Consider the following 17,845-nt stretch of genomic DNA (forward strand, 5'->3'; position numbering starts at 1 on the left):
AATCAGCCACGCTCACCGGCCAGCCACTGCAACTGGACTTCGTGCTGACCACGGTCGTCGGTGACGAAAATCGTTCCTTCGCTGATCATCACGTCCCACTTGATAACGCGGGGCATGTCTTTGGCCAGGGTTTCCAGGACTTCCTGAGGCACGGCAGCGATGTTGACGTTCTTCAGGTTCTTCACCCCCGGCACCACTTTGCCTTCCCACACGCGCAGGCTGCCATAGGCCAGCAGGCTGGTGCGTTCAGTGCGACGCGAACACCAGGTCAGGCGCTCGGCATCCGGCTGGCCGACTTCGATCCAGTGCAGGACGCGGTCATCCAGGCTTTTTTCCCACAAGGCCGGTTCATCCACTTCCGACAGACCACGGCCGAACGACAGTTGCTCGTTGTACCAGAGGGCGTAGGCCAGCAGGCGCACGGTCATGCGCTCTTCGGTTTCCGAAGGGTGACGGGCGATGGTCTGCTTCACGCTCTCATAGACGCTGCGGTCGAGGTCGGTGAGGTTCAGTTCAAACTTGTAGGTCGTGGACGGCTGGGCCATGAACGGGCTTCTTGATACGAGGAAAGGCGGCAAGTCTAACCGATGCGACGGGCAATCCACGAATTGAACACAATCAAGCTGGAGCGTCGGACAGTCGGCTATGCTAAAACGCTCTATTCGCCCAACCTTTGCCCCACAGGATCCAGCATGCCGTTTACCGCCAAACCGCTTTCCGGTCTGAAAGTCATTGAATTGGGCACCTTGATTGCCGGCCCGTTTGCCTCGCGCATTTGCGCTGAATTCGGTGCCGACGTGATCAAGATCGAATCCCCGGACGGCGGTGATCCATTGCGCAAATGGCGCAAGTTGTATGAAGGCACTTCGTTGTGGTGGTTCGTCCAGGCCCGCAACAAAAAGTCCCTGACCCTCAATCTCAAGCACCCCGACGGTCAGGCGATCCTGAAACAGCTGCTGGGTGAAGCCGACATTCTGATCGAAAACTTTCGTCCCGGCGTCCTGGAAAAACTCGGACTGGGTTGGGACGTCCTGCACGCCTTGAACCCGAAACTGGTCATGGTGCGGCTGTCAGGTTTCGGCCAGACCGGCCCGATGAAAGACCAGCCCGGCTTTGGCGCGGTCGGTGAATCCATGGGCGGCCTGCGCTACATCACCGGCTTCGAAGACCGGCCACCGGTGCGCACCGGCATTTCCATCGGCGACTCGATTGCCGCGCTCTGGGGCGTTATCGGCGCGTTGATGGCCCTGCGTCATCGCGAAGTCAACGGCGGCCAGGGGCAAGTGGTGGACGTGGCGCTGTACGAAGCCATCTTCGCGATGATGGAAAGCATGGTCCCGGAGTTCGACGTGTTCGGCTTCATCCGCGAACGCACCGGCAATATCATGCCCGGCATCACCCCGTCCTCGATCCACACCAGCGCCGATGGCAAGCACGTGCAGATCGGCGCCAATGGCGACGCGATTTTCAAACGTTTCATGCTGATCATTGGCCGGGAAGACCTGGCCAACGACCCTCTGCTTGCCAGCAACGATGGCCGCGATGCCCGACGCGACGAGATTTATGGCGTCATCGATCGCTGGGTCAACTCGTTGCCGCTCGACACGGTGCTGGCGCAGCTCAATCAGGCCGAGGTGCCGGCCAGCCGGATCTTCAGCGCCGAAGACATGTTCAATGACCCTCAGTACCTGGCGCGGGAAATGTTCCTGCAAGCCAAGCTGCCGGACGGCAAAGACTTCAAGATGCCGGGCATTGTGCCGAAACTCTCAGAGACGCCCGGTGAATGTGAATGGGTCGGGCCGCAACTGGGTGAGCACAACGCACAGGTACTCCAGGAACTTGGCTATGACGCGACACAGATCGCACAGTTGCGCAAAGACGGAGCCATCTGAACGCAGGCACCTGCCTGCATGGGCCACCAGACACTGCCCGTCGCGCGGCGGGTGGCTACTGTGCGTGCTGGCGACCTTGCTCCTGCTCCTTGAACCGGCCCCGTCAGCCCTGGCGCAAACCAGGGAAACCCTGATCTGGCTCAAGCGCGACCTGCCGCCGCTGACGATCTTCGACGGGCCGAAAAAGGGCCAGGGCGTTATCGACCAACTGCTTTTACTTCTGATTGCCGGCATGCCGCAATACCAGCACAGCGTGATGAGGGTCAATCGCGCACGTGGATTGCAAATGCTCCACGAACCGTCCCTCGTCTGCGACGCGGCGCTGAACTGGAGCAAGGAACGGGAACAGTGGATCGCCTTTTCCATCCCGGTCTTCCGCGCCATGAGCAATGGCCTGGCCGTGCGGCGCGTTGACCAGAAAGTGCTGGCGCCCTTTATCAAGGACGGCGAAGTGGACCTGGCAGAGCTGCTCGCCAGCGGCAGCGAAAAGCTGGGGATCATTGCCGAGCGCAATTACGGCGAATACCTCGACGGGCTGCTCAAGCAAGCGCCAGCCGAGGCGCTGACCGCTCATTACGGCAACGACGCCTTGGGCAGCCTGCTGCAGATGCAGCGCCTGGGACGCTTGCACCTGCTGTTGGGTTATCGCCCGGAAATTCGCTACCAGGCCTCATTGCAAGGCATCGCCGAAGATGAATTGCAGTTCTATCCGATCCGTGGCACGGGCAAGTACCTGTCCGGTTACATCGGTTGCACCGACACGCCAAAGGGTCGGCAGGCCATTGTCGAGATCAACCAGGTGCTGCGCACCCTTCCCCGCGAACGCCTTGACGAGGCCTACGCCGCCTGGCTGGATCCGGAGAGTCGCAGCGATTACCTGAAAGACACCAAGGCGTTTTTCGACAATCTGGCGCAACCCTGACAAATCCCGGGCAAAAGAAACCCCGAGAAGTGGGGAGACGACTCGGGGTTAAACGTGGTCTGTTTGGAGACCAGTAGCAGCAAGCTACAAGCACCGGAGCACAATGCTTGATCCTGCTGTTACAAAGTCTGACTGACCTGGGCGCGGGAAGGTTCCCACAAATATCCGTTCAATTGCGTCTGGCCAGCAGCTTGTCCTGCGCCGCATTACGCAATGCCGCGATGACACAAGGCTCAAGGCGTCCTTCAGCGATCAGCACGTCGCGATGCAAACCGTCGACCACATCCGTCAGCAAGCGTTTGTCTTTCAACTGGACCTGATTGAACTCGCGCTCGACCACTGTCGCGCCAATAGCATTCTTCAGGGTCACCCGGCATTCGCCACGAATACCTGACGGGGTCAGTGTGACCTGATACGGGCTCAGCGCCTCACCGAGCAACAAACTGATACTTTCCATCCCGATCACCACTCAATAGTCCGAAAACAACGTGCCTGGGGCATGCCTACAACAAATGACCGCTGGCCCGAGAAGAAAGTTCTGTGTACTGACTGCAGGCGAACCTGCAACCCAGTCAAGAGAGCATGCACGGCGAACATGACAGAGAAAAAACGCAATCGTCACGTCTATCGGGTACGCCGGGCGATGTCGGCCCATCCCCCCAACAATCCTCGTAGCTGGCCATCGGCCGTGTAAAACGGCACTGTCCACTGGTAGATATCCCTGACACCGTCCTTGAACATCAATTGACGCTCGAAGAAGCGCGTCCTGCGCGTACTCAATTGCGCCAGGAACTCGGCATGCAGCAGTTCCGCAGTTTGTCTGGGCATGACATCGACCTCGATCAACTGCCGCCCCTGCATCCGGTCAAAGCGCGTCGACAAGGCGTCCTCATAACTTTTGTTGCACATGATCAAGCGCCCCTGCAGATCACGGACAAACATCGGGTCAGGCATGGCATCCATCAGGGCATGCTGGAATGCGAGCTGATCGCGCAGACTGCTTTGGGCCTCGACCCGTTGCCTGACCACCACCGCCAACCGCCGATTCCAGAGCAGGGACAACAGGCCGAACAGGCTGAGCACCAACACCCCCCAGCAGACCCACTGGTCAATCCGCTGCCAGAGGCCAGGCGGCTGTGGCACGGTAGCGCCACCGAACCATTTCAGACGAAGGTCGCGCAGCTCCTGCGCAGGAAACGCCTCAAGCGCCTTGTTGAGGATACTCAGCAACTGCGGCTGACCTTTGCGCAACGTCAGATAATCCGCATCCCATTTGCCCGGCACCACAGCCCCGATCTGCAGCCGCCCCGACGGAAAATGCTGGGCGCCGATTTCGTTTTCGATGGTGACGTAGGCTTCGTCACTTTCAACCCAGGCACGGGCTTCGGCGTAGGTTTTAACCGAGCGCAATTCGATGGATGGATAATCGCGACGGATCACTGCTTCCAGTGCATGCCGGGTCGGCAGCACCAGTACCCGCTTCACCAGATCCTCCAGCGACTGCACCGGCGGCGCCCCAGCCTGCCCGACAAAGACCCATCCGGCACCGCCGAACGCATGGCTGAAATCGAGAAATACCTTGCGTTCGTCATTCATCGACAGGGTCGTACTCAAATCCGCTGCGCCGCTTTCCAGATGGGCCAGCATCTGATCGGTGGAAAAAGACTGTTCGTAAACGAACTGCAACCCCGTCATGTCACTGATGCGCTTGAGCAGGTCACTGTTCAAGCCCGTCCATTGACCATGTTCATCCTTGAACAGGTACAACGGGTATTCCAGTGCCGTGACCACGACCTGTGGATTGCTGGCCATCCACTGCAACTCCTGGTCATCCAGCACGACCATTGAACGTGCGACAGACTTCCCACGCTCTTGAAGCGATGCAGGGCTCGCCCCTCCCCATTCGGCGATTCCCAGGATGCCGAAAAAAAACAGCCAGCGCGCGACTGGCTTGAACACACTTGTAAAGAGCATTCCCACGTCCTTGGTGATCCTCTCGCCTGTCCTTTCGCGGCGATGACACGACAATTGTGCATGCAGAAATGAAAAAGCCCGTCAGGAGACGGGCTTCAAAATGTTACAGCGCTGACCGGTTACAGCGGCTTGCCGCGGTTGCCATGCTGACTGACAAAGGCCTGCACGGTCTTCAGGTCATTTGGCAATACGGTGCAACGTTCGTCTCGTTCAAACAAATCAGAAAGATGTGCAGGCAGTTCGAGTGCTTTTCCTACGCCGGCTTTTTCCACGGCGTCCGGGAATTTGACCGGGTGGGCGGTGCCCAGGATCACCATTGGAATGTCCAGGCTGCGACGGCATTCCCGCGCAGCTTTCACGCCGATGGCAGTGTGCGGATCCAGCACTTCACCGGTCTGCTCGTAGACTTCAGCGATGGTTTCGCAAGTTTGCGCGTCATCCACGGCCAGCGAGTCGAACAACTTGCGGGCTTCGGTCCAGCGCTCTTGCTCGACGCTGAAACCGCCGCCCTGCTTGAACGAATCCATCAGCCCGGCGATGGCCGCGCCGTTGCGACCATGCAGGTCGAACAGCAGGCGTTCGAAGTTCGACGACACCATGATGTCCATGGACGGCGACAGCGTGGCGTGCAGGGTGTCCTTGACGTACTGGTTGCCACTCATGAAGCGGTGCAGGATGTCGTTGCGGTTGGTGGCGACGATCAACTGGTTGATCGGCAGGCCCATGTTGCGCGCCAGGTAACCGGCGAAGATGTCGCCGAAGTTGCCGGTCGGCACCGAGAACGACACCGAACGAGCCGGGCCGCCCAGTTGCAGCGCTGCGTGGAAGTAGTAAACGATCTGGGCCATGATCCGCGCCCAGTTGATCGAGTTCACGGCGACCAGGCGCGTGCCCTTGAGGAAACCCTGGTCGGCGAAGCTGGCCTTGACCATTTCCTGGCAGTCATCGAAGTTGCCTTCGATGGCGATGTTGTGGATGTTCTCACCGAAAATGGTGGTCATCTGCCGACGCTGCACTTCGGACACACGGTTGTGCGGGTGCAGGATGAAGATGTCGACGTTTTCGCAGTGCTTGCAGCCTTCGATGGCAGCCGAACCGGTGTCACCGGAGGTGGCGCCGACGATCACCACGCGCTCGCCGCGCTTTTCCAGCACGTAGTCGAGCAGGCGACCGAGCAATTGCAGGGCGAAGTCCTTGAACGCCAGGGTCGGGCCGTGGAACAGCTCCAGCACCCATTCGTTGCCGTTCAGCTGACGCAGCGGCGCAACGGCGCTGTGGGCGAACACACCGTAGGTTTCTTCGAGAATCTTTTTGAAATCGGCATCAGGAATGCTGCCGGTGACAAACGGGCGCATAACGCGGAAAGCCAGCTCGTGATACGGCAGGCCGGCCCACGAAGCGATTTCTTCCTGGGTGAAACGTGGCAGGTTTTCCGGGACGTACAGACCGCCGTCGGTGGCAAGGCCTGCCAGCAGGACGTCTTCGAAATTCAGGGCCGGTGCCTGGCCGCGGGTACTGATGTAACGCATGACTGACTCCAATGGACAGTGTTCGTAGTGCCGGGCCCGCAAGCGAGCCCGGTCAACGATATCGGCTTAGTTCAGGTGCTCGACACGGATCCGTACAACCGGACCGACCACACCCGCCAAGGCTTCCAAAGCAGCGATGGCATCGTTGATGTGCTGTTCCAGCACGCGGTGGGTCAGCAGAATCATCGGCACCAGGCCGTCGTGCTCCTCGGCTTCCTTCTGCATGATCGACTCGATGTTGATGCCGCGCTCCGAGAGGATGCTCGCAACCTGAGCCAACACGCCCGGATGATCCTTGGCCTGAATGCGCAGGTAGTAAGCGCTTTCGCAGGCCTCGATCGGCAGGATCGGGTGAGCCGACAGCGAATCCGGCTGGAACGCCAGGTGCGGTACGCGGTTTTCCGGGTCGGAAGTCATGGCGCGAACCACGTCCACCAGGTCGGCGATCACCGACGAAGCGGTCGGCTCCATGCCGGCGCCAGCGCCGTAGAACAGGGTCGAACCGGCAGCATCGCCGTTGACCATCACCGCGTTCATCACGCCGTTGACGTTGGCGATCAGGCGATCGGCCGGGATCAGCGTCGGGTGCACACGCAGTTCGATACCGGCCGCGGTGCTGCGCGCCACGCCCAGGTGCTTGATGCGGTAGCCCAACGCTTCGGCGTAGTTCACGTCGGCGGTGGTCAACTTGGTGATGCCTTCGGTGTAAGCCTTGTCGAACTGCAACGGAATACCGAACGCGATGGACGCCAGGATCGTCAGCTTGTGAGCGGCGTCGATACCCTCGACGTCGAAGGTCGGATCGGCTTCGGCGTAACCCAGGGCCTGGGCTTCGGCCAATACGTCTTCGAAGGTGCGACCCTTCTCGCGCATTTCCGTCAGGATGAAGTTGCCGGTGCCGTTGATGATGCCGGCCACCCAGTTGATGCGGTTGGCGGACAGGCCTTCGCGGATCGCCTTGATCACCGGGATGCCACCGGCCACGGCCGCTTCGAACGCAACGATCACGCCCTTCTCGCGGGCCTTGGCGAAAATTTCATTACCGTGAACGGCGATAAGCGCCTTGTTCGCGGTGACCACATGCTTGCCATTCTCGATGGCCTTGAGTACCAGCTCGCGGGCAACGGTGTAGCCGCCCATCAGCTCTATAACGATGTCGATCTCAGGGTTCGTGGCCACTTCGAAGACATCGTTGGTAATCGCAATACCGGTCGTTTGGAACTGAGGCTTTGGCGTGCGCATGGCAATTTGTGCCACTTCGATCCCACGCCCGGCACGACGAGCAATTTCCTCGGCGTTGCGCTGAAGTACGTTGAAGGTACCGCCACCGACGGTTCCTAACCCACAGATGCCTACTTTGACCGGTTTCACTGTGAACTCCCCATAAAACGGCCGACTCGAGGCCGGCCGTGAAAACAACCGCATACTCGCGGCTCTCTATTGATGGCCCGGCGAATGTCGCTACCGGACCATGATCGTCAAGGCTTGCCGTGACGATGCGAATTTACTTCGCGCCCAGCGCCAGTTTGGCGACTTGTGGCGCAGGCTGGTAGCCCGGAATGACCTGACCGTCGGCCAAAACGATGGCCGGTGTACCGTTCACGCCGATCGACTGGCCGAGTGCGAACTGTTTGGAAACCGGGTTATCGCACTTGGCGGCCTTGATTTCCTTGCCGTCGACCATTTTGTCCATGGCCGCTTTCTTGTCTTTCGAGCACCACACCGCTTGCAGTTGCTCGTCACCCGGCGAGCCCAGGCCCTGGCGCGGGAACGCGACGTAACGCACTTCGATGCCGCGCTTGTTCAGCTCGGGCACTTCGGCGTGCAGCTTGTGGCAGTACGGGCAAGTGGTGTCGGTGAACACGGTGATGTGCGACTTGGTTTCGCCAATGGCCGGGTAGACCACGGTTTCGGCAACCGGGATGGCGTTGATCAGCTTGGAGATGCCCAGGCGCTCGGTCTTCTCGGTCAGGTTGACCGGCTTGCCGTCCTTGAGATCGAACAGGTAGCCCTGGACCACGTACTGCCCGTCGGCGCTGGCGTACAGCACACGGCTGCCTTTTAGTTTGACTTCGTACAGGCCTGGCAACGGGCTGGCGGTGATGGTCTCTACCGGCACTTCGAGCTGGAGGTTTTCCAGGCTTTTACGAATGGCTTTGTCGGCCGCGTCATCGGCGACGGCAAAGGTGCTGACCAACGCAATGGCTGCGGCGGCGAAAATCTGGGTCAGACGCATGAGAACTCCTGAAGGCGAACATATGGGACGATCAGAACGCCCGTGCCGAAACACCGGGTCATAACCGCCCATCGTGCAAACCGGCCCAGCCTATCACATAAGGCCCACATGGCTGAATGCACCTGACACAAGACATTTGTGGCGACACAACCCCCTGTGGGAGCGGGCTTGCTCGCGAAAGCGTCGTATCAGGCGACATCAATGTTGTATGTGCCGGCCTCTTCGTCGGAACGCCGCCCGGACCAAGCCCGCTCCCACAGAAAAGCGGATCTCGGGAAGTTCACCCGCGTGGATGATGCTTAGCGTGCAAATCCTGCAACCGCGCCCTGGCAACATGGGTATAAATCTGCGTAGTCGACAAATCGCTGTGCCCCAACAGCATCTGCACCACCCGCAGGTCTGCACCGTGGTTGAGCAGGTGCGTGGCGAAGGCATGGCGCAAGGTGTGCGGCGACAGCGACTTGCCGATCCCGGCCACCCTGGCCTGGTGCTTGATCCGGTGCCAGAAGGTCTGGCGGGTCATCTGCTCGCCACGCTGGCTCGGGAACAACACATCGCTGGGACGCCCGCCAAGCAGTTCGCTGCGGGCATCACGCATGTAGCGCTCGACCCAGACAATCGCCTCCTCGCCCATCGGCACCAAACGCTCCTTGCTGCCCTTGCCCATCACCCGCAACACGCCTTGACGCAAATTGACTTGTTCCAGGGTGAGGCTGATCAACTCGGTCACCCGCAAGCCACAGGCGTACAGCACTTCAAGCATGGCCCGGTCGCGCTGGCCGATGGCCTCGCTCAAATCAGGTGCCTTCAGCAAGGCTTCCACATCGGCCTCGGACAAGGACTTTGGCAGCGGCCTGCCGAGTTGCGGCATATCAACGCGCAATGTCGGATCGACGGCGATCATCTTTTCCCGCAGCAGGTAACGATAAAAGCCGCGCACCCCCGAAAGAAATCGCGCAGTGGAACGTGGCTTGTAGTTTTGCTCCAGACGCCAGGCCAGGTGGTCGAGTATCAACTCGCGCCCGGCATTGACCAACTCCAGTCCTTTGTCCTGCAGCCAGCCGTTGAACAGCGCCAGGTCACTGCGATAGGCATCGCGGGTGTTATCAGAAAGGCCTTTCTCCAGCCACAGGGCATCGAGGAATTGGTCTATCAGCGGGTGATCGATGGCAGGCATGGGCACTCGAATCACGCAGCCTTGAGGCCGCGCACAAAATTAAAAATGGACATGGAAACGGCCGCTAGTCTTTCATAGGCCGCGATTTCAAGGAACAGGGAGCAGCAATGAGCGAGCAGCAGATTTTATTGGCATTTGGCGGAATCGGTGCGGCGGCACTGCTCTGCCAATGGCTGGCCTGGCGCTTGAAACTGCCGGCAATCCTTTTCCTGCTGCTGACCGGCATCCTGGCCGGCCCCGTGCTGCACTTGCTCGACCCGCAGGAAATGTTCGGGCCACTGCTGATGCCTCTGGTATCTCTCGCCGTCGCGCTGATCCTGTTCGAAGGCAGCCTGACCCTGCATCTGTCCGAGTGGCGCGAAATCGGCAGCGTCGTCCATCGCCTGGTCACGATTGGCGCCCTCTCCACCTGGGTGGTCATTGCTGTCGCCACTCACTGGCTGCTGGATTTCGACTGGATGCTGGCCATCCTGTTCGGCAGCCTGACCCTGGTGACCGGGCCGACCGTGATCGTACCGATGCTGCGCGTCGTGCGCCCGAAAGCGTCGATTGCCAACATCCTGCGCTGGGAAGGCATTGCCATCGACCCCATCGGTGCCCTGCTGGCGGTGGTCGTCTATAGCTTCATCATCACCAGCGCCGAAGGCAACGGTCTCGAGGAAAGCCTGCTGACCTTCGGTGGCGTGATTTTGTGCGGCAGCCTGTTCGGTGTTTTTGGTGGCTGGTTGCTCGGCACCCTGATTCGTCGCCAGTGGCTGCCGGAATACCTGCACAACCTGGCAGCGCTCGCGGCAGTCCTGGGTATTTTCATTACCTCCAACGAAGTCACCAACGAATCCGGGTTGCTGGCCGTGACCTTGATGGGCATGTGGCTGGCCAACATGAAAGGCGTGGACGTGCGGCACATCCTGCACTTCAAGGAGAACCTCAGCGTGCTGCTGATCTCCGGACTTTTCATTCTGCTGGCGGCACGGCTGGACCTGAACGCCATGATCGGCCTCGGGCCTCTGGTGCTGATTTTGCTGCTGGTCATTCAGTTCATCGCCCGCCCTTTGAATGTGCTGCTGAGCACGGCGGGCTCCAGCCTGGGTTGGCGCGAACGAGCGTTGCTGGCATGGATTGCGCCAAGGGGCATCGTGGCAGCGGCGGTGTCGGCCATCTTCGCCATTCGCCTGCATGAGGCCGGTCACCAGGGAGCGTTGCTGCTGGTGCCGCTCACCTTTGCGGTGATCATCGGCACGGTGGTGTTGCAAAGCGCGACGGCACGACCGCTGGCACGCCTGCTGAAAGTGGCGGAGCCGGCACCGAGCGGCTTCCTGATCATTGGCGCCAACGGACCTGCGCGCACGCTGGGCAAGTCCCTGCAACAACTGGGCAGTCGCGTACTGCTGACGGATTCGAGCTGGGAAAACATTAGTGCAGCGCGGATGGAAGGCTTGCCGACCTATTTTGGCAACCCGGCGTCGCAACATGCCGATGCGCACCTGGACCTGGTCGGCCTCGGGCATTTGCTGGCGTTGTCACCCTCCGGCGAGATGAACACCCTGGCGCTGATGCGCTTTCGACATGAACTGGGCCATCAGCGCATGTTCGGCCTGGCCAGCGGCCAGGAAAGCCGCCGCACCGACAAGCATCGCACCAGCCTGGAACATCGCGGCAATCAATTGGGCAGCGAAGCGCTGACCTACGCCAAGCTCGCCAGCCAGCTGAGCCAAGGCTCAGAGCTGTACAGCACAACGTTGACGGACGGTTTCAGTTGGGACGACTACCGCGCGCTGCATGGCGAGCGTGCGACCTTGCTGTTCGTGCGCGACGACAGCGGTTGGGTGCATGTGGTGACGCCGGACAGCTCACTGAAGCCCTCGGCCGGGTGGACGTTGCTGGCGTTGATTCAGCCAGAGGCAAGCGGCGCTGGATAGATCGATTCGCGAGCAAGCCCGCTCCCACACTGGAACTGCATCCACTGAAGATCCCCTGTGGGAGCGGGCTTGCTCGCGAAGGGCATGATCCGGTGTTGTGTCGAGGAATAAATCGCAGGCAACAAAAAAGCAGCCCGCAGGCTGCTTTTTTTTGCATCGGAAGCTGGACTTAAGCCAGTTTTTCCTTGATGCGAGCTGCTTTACCCGACAGGTCACGCAGGTAGTACAGCTTGGCTTTACGTACGTCACCGCGACGCTTGACAGCCATGCTGTCGATTTGCGGGGAGTAGGTCTGGAAAGTACGCTCTACGCCAACACCGTTGGAGATTTTACGAACGGTGAATGCACTGTTTACGCCGCGGTTACGCTTGGCGATAACAACACCTTCGAACGCTTGCAGACGCGAACGGTCGCCTTCCTTCACTTTCACCTGAACGACAATGGTGTCGCCCGGGGCAAAGGTAGGGATCTCTTTGGTCATCTGCTCTGCTTCGAGTGCAAGGATGATTTTGTTAGTCATGCTGTGCTCCTAAGGTAAATCGTCGGATCTACCATCGATACGTTGTTAACTATCGTCCCGCTCGCGGATGTATTCCTCGAGCAGCTTCTTCTCTTCTCCAGAAAGCGAGCGGCTTTCCAGAAGATCGGCGCGTCGTTCAAAGGTCCGACCAAGGGACTGCTGTAAACGCCAACGCCGGATGTGCGCGTGATTGCCACTTAGCAATACGTCGGGAACACGCTGATCCGCATACACCTCCGGTCGGGTGTAGTGCGGGCAATCCAGCAAACCATCCGTAAAGGAATCTTCCTCGGCGGAGTCCGCATGCCCTAAAGCTCCAGGCAGCAGTCGTGTAACCGCATCGATCAGGACCATCGCCGGCAGCTCGCCGCCAGACAGTACATAGTCGCCAATCGACCACTCTTCATCGACATGAGCATCAATAAAACGCTCGTCAATGCCTTCATAGCGGCCGGCAATCAGGATCAATGCATCCAGATTCGCCAACTCGCGTACCGCCGACTGAGTCAGTTGACGGCCTTGGGGGGACAGGTAAATTACCTTCGCCGCCTCCCCGGCTGCTGCCTTGGCCTGAACCAGAGCATCTTCCAGGGGCTTGATCTTCATCACCATGCCCGGACCACCGCCAAACGGGCGATCGTCCACAGTGTGATGTCGATCCGTCGTGTAGTCTCGCGGATTCCAACAGGTGAGCTGCAAGAGCCCCTGTTTCACCGCCCGACTGGTGATGCCGTACTCGCTGATGGCGGAAAACATCTCGGGAAACAGACTGATCACTTCTACGCGCAAGTTAGCCACGCTTAGAAGTCCGCGTCCCAATCCACCTTCATCTCGCCCGCTGCCAGGTCGACGGCCAACACGCATTGCTCCGTATAGGGCAACAGGCGTTCGCGATCATCCAGGCTGCCAGCGCAAGGCTTGACCACCATGACATCGTTCGAGCCGGTCTCCAGCAGGTGATCGATCTTCCCGAACAGTTGTCCGAGAGTGTCGATGACCTTGAGACCTTCCAGCTGGTACCAGTAGTACTCGCCGTCGGTGAGTTCAGGGAACAGGTTGCGCGGCACGCAGATCTCATAACCGGCCAGAAGACGAGCTTCTTCGCGATCATCGAGACCCTTGAGCTTTGCGACCAGGAACTTGTCATTCCCGCGTCCGCTGACCAGCTCTACCTGCTTTACATTACCGTCACGCTTGAGCGTCCAGGTCTTGTAGTCCAGCAGGTTTTTAATCGGATCAGTAAAGGAGTACACCTTCACTTCGCCGCGAACGCCGTGAACAGAATAAATCTTGCCGATAACGATCAAATCATCAGCAATGGCAGGCGTCGCGTTCATATTGCTCAGGCCGCAGCCTTAGCAGTTTCCTTCAACAACTGAGCAACGCGCTCAGAAGGTTGTGCACCAACGCTCAGCCAGTAGGCTACGCGCTCTTGGTTCACGGACAGACGAACTTCCTGACCACGGGCAACAGGGTTGAAGTAGCCAACCTGTTCCTTGTGCGAACCGTCGCGCGGGTTGCGGCTGTCGGTTACGGTCAAGTGGTAAAACGGGCGCTTTTTGGAGCCGCCAAGGGCAAGACGGATTGTTAGCATGTGAACATCGTTCCTGTAGTCGGTGCTGCAAATCTAAAGGCACAGCGGGCATGGGTGCCCGAAAGGCCGCATATTCTAAGGAATATCCGGACTTTTGCAAATGACTTTTTCCGGCGGTCTATCGACCGCCATGCAGATTTGCTATAGAGCCGTCGTTGAAAACGGCCGGTCAGCTCCCGCCAAGTGCGGGTTTGCTGTGTATCCCACGTCCGTGTGGGGCAGCGCCGACCCGATGGCCGGCGCAGATTTGCGTGTCCTTTCTCGCCAATACGCTCACATTTTGGCGAGTGACTGGTGCCCTCAGGCAAGGCGCCGCGACGAGTCATAGCCCGCTATGGCGAGGAGCGGCAACGCCGCATGAGGGCACCAGACGCCGCCAAAATTGAGCAGTATTGGCGTGAAAGGACACTATATTTTCGGCATGCCGCCGCCGGGCAACATACCGCCCATGCCGCGCATCATCTTGGCCATTCCGCCTTTCGCGGAGAACTTCTTCATCATCTTCTGCATCTGCTTGTGCTGCTTGATCAAGCGGCCGATGTCCTGCACCTGAGTGCCGGAACCCATGGCGATCCGGCGCTTGCGCGAACCGCTGATCATCTCAGGGTCGCGGCGCTCGGCCGGGGTCATGGAGTTGATGATGGCTTCCATCTGCTTGAATTGCTTTTCTGCCGCACCCTGGGCGTTGCCCATCTGCGCCAGGTTCACGCCACCCATGTTCGGCAGCTTGTCCATGAGCCCGCCGAGGCCGCCCATGTTCTTCATCTGTTGCAGCTGATCGCGGAAGTCTTCGAGGTCGAAGCCCTTGCCCTTCTTTAATTTCTTTGCAAGCTTGTCGGCCTTGTCCTTGTCGAGGGTCGCTTCCGCCTGCTCGATCAGGCTGAGCACGTCGCCCATGCCGAGGATGCGCGAGGCGATACGCTCAGGGTGGAACGGATCGAGCGCTTCGCTCTTCTCGCCCATACCGATGAACTTGATCGGCTTGCCGGTGATGGCGCGCACCGACAGCGCGGCACCGCCACGGGCATCACCGTCGACCTTGGTCAGGATCACACCGGTCAGCGGCAATGCATCGCCGAAGGCCTTGGCCGTGTTGGCGGCGTCCTGGCCGGTCATGGCGTCGACCACGAACAAGGTTTCGACCGGGTTGATCGCGGCGTGCAGGGCCTTGATCTCGCCCATCATCTCTTCATCGATGTGCAGGCGACCGGCGGTATCGACGATGACCACGTCGATGAATTTGAGTTTCGCTTCCTTAATAGCCGCTTGCGCGATCTCGACCGGCTTCTGGCTCAGGTCGGACGGGAAGAAGGTAACGCCGACTTCACCGGCGAGCATTTCCAGCTGCTTGATCGCCGCTGGACGGTAAACGTCGGCGGACACGACCATGACCGACTTCTTCTTGCGCTCTTTGAGGAAGCGCGCGAGTTTGCCGGCGGTGGTGGTTTTACCCGCGCCCTGCAAACCGGCCATGAGGATGACCGCTGGCGGCACTGCGCTCAGGTTCAAATCTTCGTTGGCCGCGCCCATCAGGCTTTCGAGTTCGGCCTGGACGATCTTCACGAAGGCCTGGCCCGGCGTCAGGCTGCGCGACACCTCGGTACCGACGGCACGTTCCTTGACCGAATTGACGAAGTCCTTGACCACCGGCAGGGCGACGTCGGCTTCGAGCAACGCCATGCGCACTTCACGCAGGGTGTCTTTGATGTTGTCTTCAGTCAGCTTGGCCTTGCCGGTGACATGGCGCAGCGTCTGCGAGAGACGGTCGGTTAAGTTTTCAAACATTGCGCGATCCTTTCAGGCCCTGTGTAGACCGGGATAATGGCGGCCCGGACCGGACTAAACGTGTGCTCGGCGAGCCTGCGGCGTGGGCAGGTCGCGGATTATAGCGAAGACTGTGGCCGGCGGACACCTCGCTGTCGGGTTGCGCGGTCTTTCGTGCGGCGGGGGTTCTATGCCAAACTCAGCGACTTTCGGGCTTGCCTAACAGGATTTATGCTCCCCTTGTCACCCAGCTTGCTAACTACCCTCGCCGCCGCCTGCTTGTATGCCGCTGCGACCATTTACCAGGGCACTCGCCTGGCGTCCGGCGCCAAGGTCAACAAACGCCTGCTGGTCATGCTCGGCGTGCTCGCCGTATTGGCCCACAGCGTCAGCCTGCTCACCCACCTGCTGACCCCGACCGGCCTGGCCCTGGACTTCTTCAGTGCCGCCAGCCTGATTGCCGTGGCGGTCATCGCACTGACCCTGCTGGCCTGCTCGCGGATTCCCGTAGAGAACCTGCTGGTCCTGCTGCTCCCCCTTGGGGCCCTGACCGTGATGCTGGCGCATTTTGCCCCCGCTGGCACGGTACAGGTCATCAATGAGGAGCCGGGCATCCTCGCCCACATCCTGCTTTCGATCCTGGCCTACGGCATGTTCACCATCGCGGTGTTCCAGTCCTTGCTGCTGCTGATCCAGGACCACCAGCTCAAGCACAAGCACCCCTCCGGGCTGATCAAGAACTTCCCGCCGCTGCAAACCATGGAAAGCCTGCTGTTCGGTTTCCTCTGGGCCGGCTGGACGCTGTTGTCGCTGTCGCTGATTTCCGGCTGGCTGTTCGTCGAGAACCTGTTCGCCCAGCATCTGGTGCATAAAACCCTGCTGGCCTGCCTGGCCTGGGTCGTTTTCAGCGTACTGCTGTGGGGGCGCAATCGCCTGGGCTGGCGCGGGCACAAAGCCATTCGCTGGACCCTGGCCGGTTTCTGCCTGTTGATGCTGGCGTATTTCGGCAGCAAGCTGGTTCGTGAATACATCCTGCATATCTGACGGGCGGCATTAATGGACGACTTGCCCATAGGGCCGATGCTCGCGGTAGTGACCCTGCTGGTTTTATGGTCGGGGCTGTTTACCGCCATCGAAGCGGCGCACCAGCATTTGCTGGCCCAGCGCACCGCAACGCGTTCCAGCGACAAACCGGTGGCGAAACTCAGCTTCCCTCTGGCCAGCCTGATTTTTTGCAACACCCTGTGCCGCGCACTCGTGGTGGTCATCAGCACCTTGCTGGCCATGTTCACCTGGGCCGAGAACGGCCCCTGGGTCGCCTGCCTCGGGGCGGGTGCCATTTTGCTGGTGTTTTCCGACTACCTGCCACGCGCCCTCGCCGCACGCTATCCGGATGCGATCCTGGCCCAGGGCAACAACCTGCTGCGGGTGCCGCTGAAAATCATCTATCCCGCTGCATGGCTGCTCAATAGCATCAGTCAGTTGCTGACGCGGCCCTTCGCCCGTAAAGCCAAAGTGGTGCAACAGAGTGAGGACGAAGCGCTGACGGAGCGGCATGCGTCCTCCGAAACCATAAACCGCCCTCACCCGCTGCCAGGCATCCACGCGCTGGACAACATCACCGTCAATGACATCCTGGTACCGCGCAGCGACGTGGACGGCATCAATCTCGATGACTCCATCGAAGAAATCATCGAGCAATTGCGCCACAACAGGCGTACTCGCCTGCCGGTGTTCCATAGTGATATCAACCAGGTCGAGGCCGTCCTCAACACCCGACACATCCTTCACTTGCTGCCCGATGCGAGCCTGACCAGGGAAGCGCTGCTGGCGGCCAGCCACGAGCCGTACTTCGTGCCGGAAAGCACCCCATTGCAACTGCAATTGCTCAACTTCCACAAGCAGCAGCGGCGCTTGGGCATGGTGGTCGACGAATACGGCGAAGTGCTGGGCATCGTCACCCTGGAAGACATTCTCGAAGAAATCGTCGGCGAGTTCGAAAGCCAGCAGAGCCTGGACAATCCGCACATTCATCCGCAAGCCGACGGACGCCTGGTGATCGACGGTGCCGCGTCCATTCGCGAGCTGAACAAGAGCCTCGGCTGGCACCTGCCCAGCGATGGCCCGAAAACCCTGAACGGTCTGGTCACCGAGGCGCTGGAAACCATTCCCGAAAGCGCGGTGTGCCTGAAGATCGGCCGGTATCGCCTGGAAATTCTCGAGACCGAGGACAACCGTGTCACGCGGGTGCTGATCTGGCAGACCAGCTCGATGCCTGTGATTATCTGACGCCTGACACAAATACCTGTGGCGAGGGG

At 59.9% G+C, this 17,845-nt stretch carries 17 protein-coding genes; 5 read left to right on the forward strand and 12 right to left on the reverse strand.

Annotation, left to right across the window (positions count from 1 at the left end):
• Nucleotides 1–2 precede the first annotated feature (2 nt).
• Nucleotides 3–545: a YaeQ family protein gene (locus tag AC3IT9_RS23730; RefSeq protein ID WP_489271146.1), complete on the reverse strand. Its 543-nt coding sequence runs from the start codon at nucleotides 543–545 to the stop codon at nucleotides 3–5.
• Between the two features lie 147 nt (nucleotides 546–692).
• Here AC3IT9_RS23730 and AC3IT9_RS23735 point away from each other — a divergent pair, with 147 nt between their 5' ends.
• A complete protein-coding gene (locus AC3IT9_RS23735) occupies nucleotides 693–1,892 on the forward strand; it encodes a CaiB/BaiF CoA transferase family protein (protein ID WP_150759557.1) in 1,200 nt (399 codons plus the stop codon).
• A complete protein-coding gene (locus AC3IT9_RS23740) occupies nucleotides 1,846–2,814 on the forward strand; it encodes a TIGR02285 family protein (protein WP_489271147.1) in 969 nt (322 codons plus the stop codon). The genes AC3IT9_RS23735 and AC3IT9_RS23740 overlap by 47 nt, the downstream gene beginning before the upstream one ends.
• 169 nt (nucleotides 2,815–2,983) lie before the next feature.
• Here the strand turns inward: AC3IT9_RS23740 and AC3IT9_RS23745 are convergent, their stop codons facing one another.
• The 6 genes from AC3IT9_RS23745 to xerD all read right to left on the reverse strand — a co-directional run bounded on the left by AC3IT9_RS23745 (nucleotide 2,984) and on the right by xerD (nucleotide 9,730).
• Nucleotides 2,984–3,271: a DUF3509 domain-containing protein gene (locus AC3IT9_RS23745; RefSeq protein WP_151213879.1), complete on the reverse strand. Its 288-nt coding sequence runs from the start codon at nucleotides 3,269–3,271 to the stop codon at nucleotides 2,984–2,986.
• A gap of 167 nt (nucleotides 3,272–3,438) precedes the next feature.
• Nucleotides 3,439–4,788: a transporter substrate-binding domain-containing protein gene (locus AC3IT9_RS23750; RefSeq protein WP_150726801.1), complete on the reverse strand. Its 1,350-nt coding sequence runs from the start codon at nucleotides 4,786–4,788 to the stop codon at nucleotides 3,439–3,441.
• 119 nt (nucleotides 4,789–4,907) lie between these two features.
• Nucleotides 4,908–6,317: a threonine synthase gene (gene thrC / locus AC3IT9_RS23755; RefSeq protein ID WP_489271148.1), complete on the reverse strand. Its 1,410-nt coding sequence runs from the start codon at nucleotides 6,315–6,317 to the stop codon at nucleotides 4,908–4,910.
• A 66-nt stretch (nucleotides 6,318–6,383) separates the two neighbouring features.
• A complete protein-coding gene (locus AC3IT9_RS23760; RefSeq protein ID WP_007998527.1) occupies nucleotides 6,384–7,688 on the reverse strand; it encodes a homoserine dehydrogenase in 1,305 nt (434 codons plus the stop codon).
• A gap of 133 nt (nucleotides 7,689–7,821) precedes the next feature.
• Nucleotides 7,822–8,553 carry a bifunctional protein-disulfide isomerase/oxidoreductase DsbC gene (gene dsbC / locus AC3IT9_RS23765; protein ID WP_008053501.1) on the reverse strand — a complete coding sequence of 244 codons (732 nt, stop codon included), beginning with the start codon at nucleotides 8,551–8,553 and terminating at the stop codon, nucleotides 7,822–7,824.
• A gap of 280 nt (nucleotides 8,554–8,833) precedes the next feature.
• On the reverse strand, nucleotides 8,834–9,730 hold the full coding sequence (gene xerD, locus AC3IT9_RS23770; RefSeq protein ID WP_150754522.1) for a site-specific tyrosine recombinase XerD: 897 nt from the start codon (nucleotides 9,728–9,730) through the stop codon (nucleotides 8,834–8,836).
• Between the two features lie 107 nt (nucleotides 9,731–9,837).
• Between xerD and AC3IT9_RS23775 the strand changes: the two genes are divergently transcribed.
• Nucleotides 9,838–11,649 (forward strand): cation:proton antiporter, encoded by a 1,812-nt coding sequence (locus AC3IT9_RS23775; protein ID WP_489271149.1) that lies wholly within the window; start codon nucleotides 9,838–9,840, stop codon nucleotides 11,647–11,649.
• A gap of 169 nt (nucleotides 11,650–11,818) precedes the next feature.
• Here AC3IT9_RS23775 and rplS read toward each other — a convergent pair whose 3' ends face one another.
• The 5 genes from rplS to ffh form a co-directional block, all read right to left on the reverse strand.
• Nucleotides 11,819–12,169 carry a 50S ribosomal protein L19 gene (rplS, locus tag AC3IT9_RS23780; protein WP_003175895.1) on the reverse strand — a complete coding sequence of 117 codons (351 nt, stop codon included), beginning with the start codon at nucleotides 12,167–12,169 and terminating at the stop codon, nucleotides 11,819–11,821.
• A gap of 45 nt (nucleotides 12,170–12,214) precedes the next feature.
• On the reverse strand, nucleotides 12,215–12,967 hold the full coding sequence (trmD, locus tag AC3IT9_RS23785; protein ID WP_007897583.1) for a tRNA (guanosine(37)-N1)-methyltransferase TrmD: 753 nt from the start codon (nucleotides 12,965–12,967) through the stop codon (nucleotides 12,215–12,217).
• A gap of 2 nt (nucleotides 12,968–12,969) precedes the next feature.
• Nucleotides 12,970–13,506 (reverse strand): ribosome maturation factor RimM, encoded by a 537-nt coding sequence (rimM, locus tag AC3IT9_RS23790; RefSeq protein ID WP_008053499.1) that lies wholly within the window; start codon nucleotides 13,504–13,506, stop codon nucleotides 12,970–12,972.
• 5 nt (nucleotides 13,507–13,511) lie between these two features.
• Nucleotides 13,512–13,763 carry a 30S ribosomal protein S16 gene (rpsP, locus tag AC3IT9_RS23795; RefSeq protein WP_108214983.1) on the reverse strand — a complete coding sequence of 84 codons (252 nt, stop codon included), beginning with the start codon at nucleotides 13,761–13,763 and terminating at the stop codon, nucleotides 13,512–13,514.
• Between the two features lie 408 nt (nucleotides 13,764–14,171).
• Nucleotides 14,172–15,548 (reverse strand): signal recognition particle protein, encoded by a 1,377-nt coding sequence (ffh, locus tag AC3IT9_RS23800; RefSeq protein WP_046041990.1) that lies wholly within the window; start codon nucleotides 15,546–15,548, stop codon nucleotides 14,172–14,174.
• A 210-nt stretch (nucleotides 15,549–15,758) separates the two neighbouring features.
• Here ffh and AC3IT9_RS23805 point away from each other — a divergent pair, with 210 nt between their 5' ends.
• The gene (locus AC3IT9_RS23805; protein ID WP_150726805.1) at nucleotides 15,759–16,571 is read left to right on the forward strand and encodes a cytochrome C assembly family protein; all 813 of its coding nucleotides are present in this window, start codon (nucleotides 15,759–15,761) and stop codon (nucleotides 16,569–16,571) included.
• A 12-nt stretch (nucleotides 16,572–16,583) separates the two neighbouring features.
• Nucleotides 16,584–17,816, forward strand: coding sequence for a transporter associated domain-containing protein (locus AC3IT9_RS23810; protein ID WP_489271150.1), 1,233 nt, complete (start codon nucleotides 16,584–16,586; stop codon nucleotides 17,814–17,816).
• The last annotated feature ends 29 nt before the right edge of the window (nucleotides 17,817–17,845 follow it).

The organism is Pseudomonas sp. KH_046_1 (genome assembly GCF_057839025.1).